General features: G+C 73.2%; 8 protein-coding genes. 5 read left to right on the top strand and 3 right to left on the bottom strand.

Annotated features, from left to right (window positions below; translation table 11 throughout):
* Positions 1–39: 39 nt before the first annotated feature.
* The 3 genes from HF577_RS22020 to HF577_RS22010 all read right to left on the bottom strand — a co-directional run bounded on the left by HF577_RS22020 (position 40) and on the right by HF577_RS22010 (position 8,356).
* On the bottom strand, positions 40–1,956 hold the full coding sequence (locus tag HF577_RS22020; protein ID WP_407692226.1) for a glycosyltransferase: 1,917 nt from the start codon (positions 1,954–1,956) through the stop codon (positions 40–42).
* 86 nt (positions 1,957–2,042) lie between these two features.
* On the bottom strand, positions 2,043–5,081 hold the full coding sequence (locus HF577_RS22015; RefSeq protein ID WP_312859291.1) for an arabinosyltransferase domain-containing protein: 3,039 nt from the start codon (positions 5,079–5,081) through the stop codon (positions 2,043–2,045).
* A 53-nt stretch (positions 5,082–5,134) separates the two neighbouring features.
* The gene (locus HF577_RS22010; RefSeq protein ID WP_169397820.1) at positions 5,135–8,356 is read right to left on the bottom strand and encodes an arabinosyltransferase domain-containing protein; all 3,222 of its coding nucleotides are present in this window, start codon (positions 8,354–8,356) and stop codon (positions 5,135–5,137) included.
* 471 nt (positions 8,357–8,827) lie between these two features.
* On the opposite strand from HF577_RS22010, the gene HF577_RS22005 reads away from it, so the two are divergent.
* From HF577_RS22005 to HF577_RS21985, 5 genes are all read left to right on the top strand, one after another.
* Entirely contained in the window at positions 8,828–10,087 is a 1,260-nt protein-coding gene (locus HF577_RS22005; RefSeq protein ID WP_169397819.1) for a lipopolysaccharide biosynthesis protein, read from the top strand.
* On the top strand, positions 10,077–11,234 hold the full coding sequence (locus HF577_RS22000) for a glycosyltransferase family 4 protein (protein ID WP_312859290.1): 1,158 nt from the start codon (positions 10,077–10,079) through the stop codon (positions 11,232–11,234). The genes HF577_RS22005 and HF577_RS22000 overlap by 11 nt, the downstream gene beginning before the upstream one ends.
* The gene (locus HF577_RS21995) at positions 11,231–11,956 is read left to right on the top strand and encodes a class I SAM-dependent methyltransferase (protein WP_169397818.1); all 726 of its coding nucleotides are present in this window, start codon (positions 11,231–11,233) and stop codon (positions 11,954–11,956) included. The genes HF577_RS22000 and HF577_RS21995 overlap by 4 nt, the downstream gene beginning before the upstream one ends.
* Positions 11,957–12,050: 94 nt before the next feature.
* Positions 12,051–13,808, top strand: a complete 1,758-nt coding sequence (locus HF577_RS21990) for a hypothetical protein (RefSeq protein WP_312859289.1) — start codon at positions 12,051–12,053, stop codon at positions 13,806–13,808.
* A 28-nt stretch (positions 13,809–13,836) separates the two neighbouring features.
* On the top strand, positions 13,837–14,481 hold the full coding sequence (locus HF577_RS21985; protein ID WP_169397817.1) for a nitroreductase family protein: 645 nt from the start codon (positions 13,837–13,839) through the stop codon (positions 14,479–14,481).
* Positions 14,482–14,499 lie beyond the last annotated feature (18 nt).

Below are 14,499 nucleotides of genomic sequence, written 5' to 3'. Positions count from 1 at the left end.
GCATCGGCCGTCCGGGCCCCCTTCGTCGTCGGAGCGGCTTCAGTCGTCCAGGCCGTAGAGCCGCGCCCAGTTGTCCCTGCTGGTGAGGTTGCCCATCTCGGCGCGGTAGCGCTGCGCCACCGCGGGTCCCTCCGACACGAACCGGCGGAACGTCCCGGCGGCGCGCTTCGTGAGCTGCAGCGCCACGTCCTTGTCGCGGGTGCGGACGCGGATGCCCTGCTCGGACATGTCGGTGACCACGGCGCGTTCGAAGGTGGAGACGTGCCACCAGTGCGCGTCGCCTGCCGGGACGAAGCCCGATCGGTGCACCGACCGGTCGGTGAGCAGGTACGCGGCGCGCTTGAGCCACGTGAGCCGCTCGTGGCCGGGCGGGTTGGCCGCCCGCACGACCTGCAGGTCGCGGAAGTCGTCATGCACCTCGGAGACGGGGTGCATGGCGGTCTCGGCGTACCGCGACCGGATGCGCCGGATCTCCGCGGCGGCGGCCGCCGACCCGTCACGCAGGATCTCGGGGCCGTCCAGGAAGTCCTCCATGGCCTGCAGCAGGGTGGCCGACAGCCCGTACTGCATGCTGATCACGTACTGCGACAGCAGCTGCCCGAGCCGCCGGGTGAGCCGCCGCACCGAGAAGTCGGTGTGCAGTGCCGCGGTGATCAGCCCGTTGCGCATGTTGAAGTACCGGTGCCACTCGTCCCAGTCCTTCCACCCGAAGTCGGCGTGCCACACGCCGGCTCCGGGCAGTGCGACGGTGGGGAAGCCGTGGGAGCGGGCCCGGTACCCGTACTCGATGTCGTCCCACTGGAAGAACAGCGGCAGCGGGTAGCCGATGGCCCGCACGATCGCGGCCGGGATCAGGCAGGACCACCAGCCGTTGTACTCGGTGTCGACGCGGCGCTCCTGGTTGATCGGCAGCTGCCGCTCGTCGGTGCCGAGCAGGTAGGCCTCTTTGAGCGCACCGGGCACCGGCATGCCGACCTGCAGGAGCTCCGGCTCGGCGTACTCCGCGGAGATGTGCAGGTGGGCGGGGTGGAGCAGGTTGAGCATCTGCCCACCGACGATCGTGGGGTGGCGGGTGCTCGCGGCGAACGCGGTGAGCCGGATGAGGATCTCGGGGTCGAGCAGCACGTCGTCGTCCATGAGCAGGACGTCGGCGTGGTCGGCCGGCTCGCCCGCCGTGGCGTCGAACAGCCCGCGGGTGAAGCCGCCCGCCCCGCCGAGGTTGGGCTGCCGGACGTAGCGCAGCCGCTCGCCGAGTGCCTCGGCGATCTCTGCGAAGCGGGGCCGCGACTCGATCGGGTCGCTGCCCTGGTCGACGACCTGCACGGTGCCGACGCTGGTCAGGGCGTCGGGATCGGAGGCCATCGCCTGCAGCGTGTTGAGGCAGTCCTCGGCCCGGTTGTACGTGCAGATCACCACGTCGGTGCGCGGCACGCGCCGGGTGACGGGGACGGTCCACGTGACGTCGGAGACGGTGAGGTGACCGGTCTCGGTGGTGAACTCCAGCCACATGCCGCCGCCGTCGACGAACCGGTCGACGGGCCCGGTGAGCCGGATCGTGCTGCCGTCGGCGTCACGGACGTCGTGGGCCTCGACGATGCGCCACACCTTGTTGGTGTCCGACGCCATCAGACGCAGCCTGCCCGTTCCGGTGACGACCGCCCGGACCTCGATGGACGAGACGTCGGTCCAGCGCTGCCAGTAGGTGGCGTGGAACCGGCCGAAGTAGGTGTTGGTGCTGACGCGGGTGCTGGGGTCCAGCGTGACGCTGGTGCGCTCGCGGCGCGCCGCGCCCTTCTCGACGATGGAGTAGAGATCCTCCGGCACCAGGGCCGACGGCCCGAAGAACAGACCGCGCTGCGCGGTGAGAGCGGGTCGGCCGTTGTCCTCGGACGGATCCGGGACGGCTCGGTCCGTGGCGGCGGGTGTCTCCGTCGCCGGGCTCGTGCTTTCCGGTATGCGAAGCATGTAGACAGCCGTCCTCGGTCGGGTGTGTACCTGGATGCCTCATTGTGGGGCAAGCAACGGGCTGAACCCCGGCGGGGTCAGCCGACGGGATCGAGCCCGGGGACGCGCGCGTGGCCGTCCCGGTGCCACCCGGAGACGGTCTCATCCGTGACGACGGGAGCCGGCTGCACGAGCGGGACCAGCGGTGACCAGCGATAGAGCTGCGCGGCATCGCGTGTCGGGTCGCCGTGGAGGTAGGTGGCCATCCGCTGCTCGGTGACCAGCTGGCGGGGTGCGGCGAAGGGTCCGCCGAAGCCCGGGGCGTAGGTAATTAACCCGGACGGGTCGCTCGCGGGCGGTCCGACACGCCACTTCGCCAGCGCCGCGGTGCCCAGCGGCAGCGGTTCCGGGGTGATGCAGGGGAAGAGGAAGGCGACCGGCCAGTCGAGGATCGCGGTGGAGCCGGGCGGGAGGATTCCGAGCATCGGGGTGAGCCGTGGCACCCGGGGGAGCGACACGACGGCGGGGGGCCGGGGGCCCGCGTTCGGCGCGACGACGGCGAGCCGCACGGTGTCGGCGTCGCGCGGAGCCATCTGGCGGTCGTCGGTCGGTTCGACGGTGTCCGCGGTGACGGGCCGGCGTTCGAGCACCCGTTGCCCCGACCCGAACTCCAGGTACAGCGCGTCGCCCGGCTGGGCTGCGCCCGAGGTCGTGACGACCACGGGGAGCGCACCGGAGCGCTGCTCGGGGTCGAGCCGGAACCAGGCGGTGGTCATCCGTCCCGCGACGACGACACCGGGCAGGGTGGTGCCCCCGATGTCGACGGGCAGGGTGCGGGGCGTCGGCGGCCCGGACGCGACCGGCAGCAGCCCGGCGGCCGGATCGGTCTCGACGGACAGCTGCTGCTCCAGGCCGCACGGGCGGCCCTGCAGCGTGGCGATGCCGTCGGAGGCGAGGGTGTAGCTGTCGCGATGCTCGACGGCGGTGCGCGCGAAGCCCAGCACCTGCAGCGCCAGCACGGCCACCAGGAGGACGGCCACCAGCGGCGCGGGGCCGGGCACCCGCCTCGGTACGGCGACGTCGGTGGCGCCCCCCGCGCGCAGCCAGGCTGTCCGGGCGAGCAGCCCGAGCACGAGGAGACCGCCGCCGACCAGCACGATGGTGGCCAGCGGAACGCTGCCCACCGCCGGGGGCTTGGTGCTGAAGCTCGGTACGAACCAGTTGCTCGCGTACGGCCAGATGTTGTAGCCGGCCAGGACCAGCGCGCCGACGACCGTCACCGCGCCGAGCCCGGCCACCAGCTGACGCGGTCGCTCGCGCAGGGTGGACACGCGGGGTCCCGCCGACCACGCCACGATGCCCAGCACCAGCACCGCGGCTCCGTAGCCTGCGACGTCGCCGAAGTGCTGGGTCCACTTGGTGGGGCTGGCGGTGAAGGTGGCCAGCGAGATCAGGAAGCCGAGCACCAGCCGCCGGGCCGGTCCGGCGGCGATGCCGGTCCGCGCCGTCCGCAGCGTCCACAACACGCCGACGGCCGCGAGCAGCGTGACGAGCACCGCGGCACGCCGTCCGAGCGAACCCTGGAACGACGCGGGCTCGAGCAGGGTGGAGTAGCGCGCGTACTCCTCGTACCACTCCATCCCGCCGCCGATCACCGTGCGCACCCTGGTGGCCTCGAGCACCCCGGCGAGGCTCTGGTCGGTCACCATCAGCAGCACCGCAGAGGCCGGGGCGGCCACGAGCGCGACGACCAACGGCAGCACGTGCAGGTCACGGCGGGCGCGCAGCAGCCGCAGCACGGGCAGCGCGGCGGCGAGGAACGGCGTGAACGCCATGATCCCGGCCGGGGTCAGTGCGGTGGTGACTCCGGCGATCACGAGCCCGACGGCGAGCGGCAGCACCGTGCGGACGGCCACGGCGCGCTCGACGGCCAGGAACACCGCGAGGCCGCCGACAGCCACCCACGGCTCGGGCCGCAGCCCGAGGTTCAGCGGCACCCACCACGTGGCCAGGCCCAGCGCGGCGAGCCACGGCACCGAGCGGCGGGTGGAGAACCGCCCCAGGCGGGGCAGCACGAGCCGGGAGAGCAGCCACCAGCACAGCAGCCCGAGCAGGGTGGACGGCAGCCGCATCCACAGCGTGGACGGCGACACGAGCGACCAGGCGTAGTAGACGTCGTAGAACCAGCTGAACGGTGCTTCCGGCGCGTTCAGCCAGCGGTAGACGTTGCCGATGAACCCGTTGCTGCCGATGCTGCGGACGATGCCGGTGATGTAGCCGTCGTCCACGGTGATCGCGCCGACGACCCACCACACGCCGAGCAGAGCCACGACCGCGGCGTCGACGGGACGCGGGACCCACCAGCGGCGCGGGAGCAGCCGCACGCGGTGGGTGACGGCACGGTCGGCGCGGCGCAGCGCGACGAGCATCCCGAGAAGGGCGAGCGCGCACACCAGGCCGATCGCGGTCTTGAGTGCGGAGATGGTGGTCTGGAAACGGGTGTCGGCGGTGAGCCCCATGGCGACGCCGGAGGGCACGTCGCTGAACGCCCCCGCGACGTCGGGCCGCACGTCGCCCTCGTGGGTGAGCGCCGGCGCGCCGTTCAGGAGGACGTCGGTGCGCTGGGGGTCGGAGACCACCTCGAGGGTGCACGCTCCCGGCGGGAGCCGCACCGTGCCCAGGTCCACCCCGGCGCTCGCGACGCGCAGATCGTCGCCCGTGGCCGTCAGGCGCAGGCCGTGCAGCGGTTCGGCAGCGGGGTCGGGCCGCAGCGGCACGGTGGAGACCAGCACGCGGTCCGCGCTCGGGGCCGCGGCACCGCGGGGCGCGCCCTCACCGCGGGCCACGGCACAGCTCGTGGTCACGGTCAGGTCGACGGGCTGGTAGGGCATCAGCGGGATCGCGGCCGGCCCTTCGGAGGCCGTCCAGCTGTAGCGGACATCCGGCTGGTGGACCGGTGCGAACGGGAACGCCACCGCTGCGAGTGCTGAGATCAGCCCGAGCGCGAAGACAGCGCGGCGGGGGCCGTGTGCGGCGCGCAGCGGCGGCGTCCCGTCACGTCTGTCCCGACCGCCGTGGTGCGGTTCCCGAGGGCTGTCCGGCTCGGGTGGAGGCACCGACCGTGCGGGCGAGAGCACGGCGTCACCCTATGTCGAGGCGATCACCCCGAGTGGTGGGGGTGAGGGATGCGTCAGCCGTTCGTGGCGGGACCCGTTCCGGTGGCGATGCTGGCGCCGGGGACCGTCCGCGTCGTCTCCGAGACGGTGTAGGCGGCGCGGGCCAGCGGGGTGCTGAAGGAGTACACCTGGATGTTCGGGTCCACCCCGCCGACGACGGCGAGCTGCTGCACGCCCTGGGTACGGGGCAGCTGGGCGAACGCACCGCCCCGGGACGGCACCCAGGTGCCGTCGGTGAAGCCGGACAGGTCCCCGTCTCCCCACAGCACGGCGTACTCGGGGGCCTCGGTGATCCCCTCGACGATCGCCGGTTGCCGCTGGCAGGGGTAGGCGAACGCGAGCGGCCACGCCAGCGCCACGGGGGCGGTGGCCGGCAGGTAGTCCGACAGCACGACGGGGCGTTGGACGGCGGGCGCGGTGAAGGCCACGAAGCCGTTGACCATGCCCGTGGCGTCCACGGCCTCGAGCCGCACCACGTCGGCGCCCGCCGGGGGCTGCAGGACGAAGGTGCGCCATGCCGACTCGGTGGCGTCGTCCGTGAGCGGCTGGTCGCCTGCCGGGGTGACCTCGGTGCCCGACCTGCGGCCGTACACGGCGGTGAGGCTGTTGCCGTCTGTTTCCGTGAGCGTTCCCGCGGCCAGCACGGTGGTGGCCTCCCCACCCGTCAGCGCGGACGGGAGCGAGTACCAGCCGGTGGCCATGTCGCCGGTGTTGCGCTCGGCGCCGTGACCGTTGCGGAAGATGAGGCTGCCCCAGACCTCCGCCCCGGCCGGTCCCTGCGGCGGGTCGCCCGCGTAGTAGCCACCGCCCGCCTCGAAGTTGCGGGACGGCGCGGGTACCGGGAGGCCCGTCGCGAGCGGCAGCGTCGCCGCGGTGGAGGGGTCGAGCACGTGCACCACGCCTGCGGCGCCGCACTGCGACCCCGACGGGTCGGCCAGGCCCTGGGCCCAGATGGACTCGCGGGGGGTGCCCGCCACCGCGGCGGCGCCGAACGTGCCGACGGTGTAGACGGTGGTGCCCAGCAGCGAGATCAGCACCACGGCGGGCACCGCGCGCAGCGCCCCGAGCCGCACGTCACCGCGCCCGAACCGGCGGGCTGCCAGGCCGGCGATCAGCCCGAGTACGACCACGACGAGCACCCACAGCAGGGGCCGGTCCAGAGCGATGTTCTTCACCGCGGGGGGGAGCCCGGGGCGGCGCACGCCCTCGAGCCACGCGTAGGCCCACTCGTTCGGGCCGTGCCAGCCGAGCGCGATCGCGACGACGAAGGAGCCGGCGGCCGCGACGAGCAGCCCGACCCGCAGGGTCGACCCCTGCAGCGTCTGCCGGACGAGCGGCACCGCCATCACCAGCAGCAGCGCCAGGAACGCCGAGCCCACCCCGGCGAGGGCTCCGAAGTGGTGGGTCCACTTCGACGGGGTGAGCCAGAGCGCCGCGAACGCGAGCGCGGTGGTGGAGGCGGCCAGCCACAACGGCACGGGAACGGTCACCCTGCGGGCCCTGGCCGCCGCGGCGAGCACCGCGAACCACACGAGGGCGACCAGGCACACCAGCACCGCGGCCCGCTTGGCGTAGTTGCCCATCGGGATCTGGGAGAACAGGAAGGTGTAGCGCTGCATCTCGGTGGTCCAGCTCTCCTGGCCCTGCAGCGACAGGAAGATCGTCTGGCCACGCAGGAAGTCGCGCAGCCCGCCGTCGCTGAACGCCAGCAGCGGGGCGACCATCCCGCCCGACGCCACGGCCAGCGCACGCAGCGCGGTGCCGATGCGGTCGCCCGCCACCCGCACGACCGGCCAGAGCAGCGGGAGCCCCGCGAGCAGCGGGGCGAACAGCGTGAAGCCCGTGGGGTGTGCCGTGAAACCGAGCCCGGCCAGCGCGAACGCGAGCCAGGCGAACCCCAGGCGCCGTCGCCTGCCCGCCGCCAGCACGGCGAGCATCGTGGCCGCGCCGCACACGGCCACGACCGTCTCCGGGCGCACCCCCATGTCCTGCGGCACCCACCACGACAGGAAGGTCACCGCGAGCACGGCGTGGGCGGCCATCCGCACGCCGCGGCGGTGCGGAGCCCAGTCCTCCATCGCCGCGACCACGAACCGCCGCAGCACCAGCCAGGTGACGATCCCGAACACCGTGGCCGGGATCCGCTGCAGCACCGGCGCGTTGCCCACGAGCTGCTGCCACCAGCCCAGCGACTGGTAGAACCAGGTGAACGGGGTGAAGTTCTGGTCGTAGAGCTGGAAGTAGTTGCCGACGTCGCCGGAGAGCACCGAGTTGCGGGCCATCGCGGCGTAGTAGCCGTCGTCGTCCGTGGCCGGGGCCACGAACATCCAGAAGACGATCACCGCGGGCACCAGGACGTCCACGATCCGCGGCCACCCCGGCCGCCACCTGTACGGCACCCGCGCCGTCATCCGATCGAGGCGCAGCAGCAGCACGAGAGTGGCGATCACGGCCACCACGAGCGTCCAGATCAGCACGCTCTTCAGCGGTGTGGGACTGCTGGTGAACTCGTCGTCGACCCGCATCCGGACGGTCAGCCCGCCGGACGGCAGCACGGTGGCGTCGGTGGCGAGCACGTCCACGTCCGGCAGCTGTACCGCAGTCGTGTGGGCGAGCTGGGTGCCGTCCCGGCTGATGGTCAGCTCGGCGTTGTCCGGCTGGGCGAACGACGACAGGTCCGGCGAGTCCGGGTCGGCCGGGTCGGGCGCGGGCCGGACGAAGGTCGGGACCCCCCGGCTGTCCCCGGTGATCCGGTACTCGCACGGTCCGGCGGGCAGCGGTTCGTCCACCAACAGCCGGTCCAGCGCGCCGACCCGCAGGCGGCCCTCGCGGGCGGTCACGATCATTCCGGTCGTCCCGGCCACCGGTGACTCCGGTGCGGCGGTGGACACCACGACGCCACCGCTCGCCTGTGCCGTGCGGGCGACGTCGCAGCTGAAGCGCACGTCGAGCGTCAGCGGCCGGTAGGCCGTGAGCGAGAGCAGCGTCGACTCCGGACGTGCCGGGTCGACGGGCCAGCTCACCGTCGGCTCCGAGACGGAGACGGGGGCGAAGGGCAGCATCGCGGCGCACACGACGGCCACGAGCGCGGTGAGCCCCGCGAGCAGTGCGGTGCGCCGCCCTCGGCGCGCGACGGGGGGCGGGACGTCGGACGGGCCGCCGGTGTCGTGGTCGTCGCCCACCTCTGCGGCCGGCGCCGCGGCGTCCTCCCGCACGGCGTCGGACACGTCAGTCACAGCCGCATGCTGTCAGGGCTGCCGCCATGAGCACGAACGGGGCTGATTGCGGGAGAGCCACGTTCCGGCAACGAGATGCGCACGAACCTGCCGCCGGTTTCACCAGGAACGACGCCAGAACTCCCCGGCCACGCCCCTTGCGGCGCCCGCGTGACCTGACCGGGTCGTGCTCGGATGGATGATTGTCGCCACTACAGTTCCGCGGTGGTCGATCTCCAGCCGGATGCGGTGCGTCACAGACGCCGCGGTCGTCACCCGGACGGTGAGCGCCGTGACCACCTCTTCGGGCGAAGGAGGCGCGAGCATGCGCAGACACAGGCGCACAGAACTCACCCTGCCCCGGGTGACGGCGCGACCGTGACGGACCAGCAGACGCACAACCCACGGCAAGCGACCGGAAGCTGCATAATCGGCACCCCTGACGAATTCGAGCGGAAGGTCCCGGTCCTGGCCAGCACACCCGGCAACCGCATGCGGTCGGTCGGGCTCGTCGTCGTCGGGATCGTGGCGTCCGGACTGCTCATCAACGCCTACCTGGCCATCGTCGCGCGCAGCCTCACCGCCGCCGAGTACGCCTACTTCGGCGCCTTCTGGTCGCTCGCCCAGGTGGCCGGGTTCGGGATGTTCCTGTCCATCGAGCAGGAGACGGCCCGGCTGCTGCAGACCCCGAGGCGGCCGCTCGGGGTGCTCCGGGCGGTTCTGCTCACGGCGGCCACGATGGCGGTGGCCCTCCTCGCGGTGGTCGCGCTCGGCTGGCCGCTGTTGTCGAAGGCGTTCGGCGGCCAGTCGGTCACCGTCGTGGCGGTGGGTGTGCTGTGCCTGGTGTCGGCCGGTCAGTTCGTCGTGCGCGGCGCGCTCATCGGGATGGACCGGATGGGCCGGCACGCCGCGATCATGCTGCTCGACTCCGCGCTGCGGGTCGGCCTGGCCGCGCTCGTCGCCACGCTGATGACCACCCCCGGCAGCCCGGAGTTCGCATGGACGCTGGTCGTGGCCATCGGGCTGGCGCACGCCCCGCAGCTGCTCTCCCTGCTGCGCAGGCGCACCCGCGCCGCCACCGAACCCGACCCGGCAGCGGGTCGTCTCGCCCCCCGGGCCGTCTGGACCGCCGTCGCACCGCTCCTGATGGGGTCGCTGTGCGCGCAGCTGCTGCTCAACGGCCCGCCGGTGCTCGTGCCGGTGCTCGCACAGAACCAGATGGACGTCACCCGCGCCGGCCAGTTCCTCGCGGTGTTCACGCTCGCCCGGATCCCGCTGTTCCTGGTGGTGCCGCTGCAGACGGCGTTGCTGCCGATCTTCACCTCGATCCTGCACGCGGGTGACCGGACCGCGCTCGTCCGCGTGGTCCGGTGGCTCTCGCTCGGGCTGCTCGCGCTGGCCGCGGCCGCGCTCGGGCTCGGGTTCCTGATCGGGCCGTGGCTCGTCGGGCTGATCTTCGGACCCGCCTACGTACTGCCCGGGTCGCACGTCGCCCTGCTCGCCGTGGGGGTCGCGGCCTACATCGGGCTGGTCCTGGTCACCCAGGTGCTCGTCGCATCGGTGCGGCACCGGCTGGTGGCCTGGAGCTGGCTCTCGGGACTGCTCGTCGCCGGGGTGGTGCTGGCGGTGGTGCCGGACCTGCTCCTGCGCGCCGAGCTGGCCTTCCTCCTCGGCTCCGCCGCCGGATGGCTCGTGGGCACCGGGCTGGTGCTCAGCGAACGACGTGAACGGGAGCTGCAGAGTGTCTCCTGAGGAACGCCCCAACGGCAGGCGCCGTGACGACCTCGTCATCGCGCTGACCTACTACGCCCCGTACGTCTCGGGCCTGACCAACATGGCCCGGGACATCGCGGAGGGCCTCGCGGCCCGCGGTCGGCGCGTCACGGTCGTCACCAGCCGCTACGACTCGTCGCTGCCGCTCGAGGAGGAGATCAACGGTGTCCGGGTGCTCCGGGCGCCGGTGCTGGCCCGCCTCGGCCGCGGAGTGATCAGCCCGCAGCTGGTGCGCCTGGCCCGGGCCACGATGGCGAAGGCCGCGGTGGGCTCGGTGCAGCTCCCGATGCTGGAGGCGGGTGCGATCGCCGCCGGGATGCGCACCCCGCTCGTGTCCACCTACCACTGCGACGTGACGCTCCCACCAGGGCTGGTCAACACGGTGCAGCGGCTGGTCGTCGACGCGTCGAACCGGCTGGCCATGAAGCAGTCCGCCGTCGTCACCGTCACCAGCGAGGACTACGCCCGGCACAGCCGCATGTGGCCGTCGATCGCGCCGTCGATGGTGGTCGTCCCACCCCCGTGTTCGCCGCCCCCGGCGGGTGAGCCGAGCTATCGCGAGACCGACGGCATGCACGTCGGCTTCCTCGGCCGGATCGTGCGCGAGAAGGGCCTCGAGTACCTGGTGCGCGGGTTCCGTGCGCTGCCCGACCCCGACGCGCGGCTGCTGATCGGCGGCGACTTCACCCACGTCGCGGGCGGCAGCGTCGTCGACCGCGTGCGCGAGGCGATCGGCGACGACAGCCGGATCCGGCTGATGGGTTTCGTGCCCGAGGAGCGGATCGGCGACTTCTACGCCTCCCTCGACGTGTTCACGCTGCCGTCGGTCAACGCGTTCGAGGCCTTCGGCATCGTGCAGGCCGTGGCGATGCTGGCCGGCGTCCCGGTGCTGTCCAGCGACATCCCCGGAGTGCGGCAGCCCGTCGCGCAGACCGGTTTCGGCACCGTCGTCCAGCCGGCCGACCCGGCGGCGATCACCCGCGCGCTGCGCTCGTTCCAGGCCGACCCGCCCGACCGTGCGGCCGGAGCCACCCGCGCCCACCAGGCGTTCTCGGTGTCGGCGGTGCTCGACGGGTACGAAGTTCTGATCGACAAGGCGGCCCACCAGGTCAGGAGCACGCAGTGAGCACGGAGTTCGAGCCTGTCGCCGGCTCGCCCGACCATTACGACGCCGACTACTACGTCAACAACGGCCAGGCGGGCGACCGGCCCGCGCTGCGCTGGTACGTCCGGATGGTCCGCCGCTACCTCGGCCGCGGCCCCTACCTCGACTTCGGGTGCGGCACGGGCCACCTGCTGCGCAGGCTGTCGGCGCACGATCGGGCGTCCGGGTTCGAGATCTCGCCGTACTCGGCGACCGTCGCCCGGCGCACCGCCCCCGGCTGCCCGGTGTACCTCACCCTCGACGCGATCCCCGACGCGAACTTCCGCGGGCTCACGGCCATCCACGTGCTGGAGCACCTCGACGACGAGACGGCCGCGGCGGTGCTGGCCTGCTGGCGGCGGGTGCTGGTGCCGGGCGGACGCGCACTGGTGGTGATGCCGGACCCGGCCGGCCGCGCGCGTGGTCTGGCGGGCGAGGGCTGGACCGGCTACCAGGACCCCACCCACATCAACCTCAAACCGCACGACGAGTGGCGCGCCGTCCTCACCGCAGCGGGCTTCACGGTGCTGCGCGAGGGCAGCGACGGGCTCTGGAACGTGCCGTACGGCAAGCTCCCGAAGCTCCTCGACGCGGCCCGGTACGCGGTGCCGTCCTTCGTCCAGTTCCTGGCCGGGCGGCTGTTCCTCCGCCCGGGCTCCGGTGAGTCGTCCGTGTTCGTGCTGGAGGTTCCCGCCGCGTCCTGACCCCGGCGCCTCCGTCCGGGTGCTGCCCGGCACGATGTACGCGCACGGCGGGTGCCGGGCGCCGGACACGAGGGGGAATCCGATCAGCACTGTGGTGGAGGCGGATCCGGCCGCCTGGTCGGGTCACCGGTCGGCTCGCCCGTCGCGTTCCCTCTGGACCTTCGCGCTGTTCGGCGTGACGATGCTGGCCTTCGGGGCGCTCATCTGGCACCGCCGCTGGATGAGCGACGACGGGCTCATCGTCCTGCGGACCGTGCGCCAGCTGGTCGCAGGCGAGGGCCCTGTCTTCAACGTGGGCGAGCGGGTCGAGGCCAACACCTCGACCCTGTGGACGGCGCTGCTGGCGATTCCCGGCCTGGTGCCGGGGATCTCGCTGAACTGGGCGGCGGTGATCCTCGGCCTGGCGCTGTCGGTCGCTGGCCTCGGGTTCGGGCTCGACGCCGCGCGCAGGCTGTTCGGGGCCCGGCGGCTGATGGTGCCGTTCGGCGCGCTCGTCGTCGTCTCGCTGCCGCCGTTCTGGGACTTCGGCACGTCCGGCCTGGAGACCGGTCTCATCGTCGGGTGGCTGGGCTTCACGTGGTGGCTGCTCGTGGGCCGCCTGGTCGCCGCCCGCGCCGGCGGGGGTGGCCGGGCGTGGCCGCTGGCCCTCGTGCTCGGACTCGCTCCGCTGGTGCGCCCCGACCTCGCCCTGTTCGGGCTGCTCGTGGCCGTCGCGCTGGTGGTGCTGGAGGCCCGCCGCGGGTGGCGCCGCCTGGTCGGGCTCGCGGTGGTGGCCGCCGCGGTGCCGCTGGCGTACGAGGTGTTCCGGGCCGGCTACTACGGCCTGCTGGTGCCGTCCACGGCGCTGGCCAAGGAAGCGAGCTCCGCCCGCTGGCAGCAGGGCATCTACTACCTGTTCGACCTGGTCGACCCCTACCGGCTGTGGATCCCGCTGCTGGTCCTGCTCGTCGGCGTGCTCGCGCTCGCGGGGCTGCTCCGGGGCGCGTCGTCGCAGCCGGCGTCGCGGCGCCTGGGCCTGCTCACCGTCGTGGTGGTCGCGGTGCCCGTGCTGGGCTCAGGGTTGCTCGCGCTGTACGTCACGCGGGTCGGCGGCGACTTCATGCACGGCCGGATGCTGCTTCCGGCGCTGTTCTGCCTGGTGCTGCCGCTGATGGCGGTGCCGCTCACCCGGTGGACCGCGCTCCCCGTCATCGGGATGGCGGTGTGGGCCGTGGCGTGCATCGCCGGCATGCGGCCCGCCTACGACACGCTCGGCCCGAACTGGATCGCCAACGAGCGGCTCTACTACGTGATCCTCGTCGGCAAGCCCAACCCGGTGACCAGCGAGGACTTCGTCGGGCACCCGGTGGCGCCCGAGGGCGTCGCCGCGCTCGCCGCTGCGCCGTCCCCGTCGCTGGCACTCGCCGGGCCGGGGGAGAACGGGCTGCGCTGGTGGCTGTTCCCGAAGCCCGGCCAGGACGCCCGCAACACGATCGTCTGGCTCAACCTCGGTGTCACGGGCGAGCTGGCGCCGCTCTCCACCACGGTGCTCGACGGTGTCGGGCTCACCAACCCCCTCGCCGCACACGCCACGGGCATCCCCGACGGGCGCATCGGCCACGACAAGGACCTGCCGCCGGAGTGGTTCCTGGCCGACGCCGGGGTCACCGACACCGGTTTCGTCGACCCGGCGGGCGTCACCGCCGCTCGCACCGCGCTCGCGTGCCCCCGCACCCAGGAGCTGCTCGACTCCGTGCGGGCACCGCTCACCGCACAGCGGTTCTGGGACAACCTGACCGGAGCCTGGGAGCGCACCTCCTACCGGTACCCCCGCGATCCCCGCGCGGCCGCGGACTGCCGCCCGGCCGAATGAGCCGACGGCCCGGGGGCATGATCAGACCATGACGCTCCCCCTGAGCCCCGACGAGCTGCTCACCACCACCCGTTCCGTGCGCAAGCGTCTGGATCTCGACCGGCCGGTGCCCCTCGAACTCGTGCGGGAGTGCCTGGAGGTCGCTGTGCAGGCGCCCACCGGCAGCAACCAGCAGGGCTGGCACTGGCTGGTCGTCACCGACGCCGGGCTCCGCGCCCGGATCGGGGAGTACTACAAGCAGTCCTACGACCGGTACCGCAACTCGCCGGGCTACGGCGGCCGGGCCGCGAACCACAGCGACGAGCGACAGGCCGTGCAGGCGCGGGTGAGCACGTCGGCGGAGTACCTCGCCGACCGGATGGGCGACGTCCCCGTGCTCGTCCTCGCCTGCATCACGGCGGGCGAGGAGCTGCCCGCGAGCAACCAGGCCGGCCTGTGGGGCTCCCTGCTCCCGGCGGCGTGGAGCTTCCAGCTCGCGGCCCGCGCCCGCGGGCTCGGCAGTGCCTGGACGACGCTGCACCTGCGCTACGAGAAGGAGATCTCCGAGCTGCTCGGGATCCCGCCGAACGTCCGCCAGGGGGTCCTGCTGCCCACCGCCTACTACACGGGAGAGACGTTCAAGCCCGCGCCGCGGGAGCCGCTCGACACCGTGCTGCACCTCGACCGCTGGTAGCGGAACGTGTTCGGTCGT

Source organism: Pseudonocardia xinjiangensis (assembly GCF_012911925.1).
GTDB lineage: Bacteria > Actinomycetota > Actinomycetes > Mycobacteriales > Pseudonocardiaceae > Pseudonocardia > Pseudonocardia xinjiangensis.
The sequence above is the reverse complement of the archived record's forward strand: the minus strand, read 5'-3'. Positions and strand labels throughout refer to the sequence as shown.

Bases quoted from the DNA above. Each gene is read 5' to 3' on its own strand.
- HF577_RS22005 (WP_169397819.1), top strand. From the start codon at position 8,828: ATGCGGTCGGTCGGGCTCGTCGTCGTCGGGATCGTGGCGTCCGGACTG.
- HF577_RS21985 (WP_169397817.1), top strand. From the start codon at position 13,837: ATGACGCTCCCCCTGAGCCCCGACGAGCTGCTCACCACCACCCGTTCC.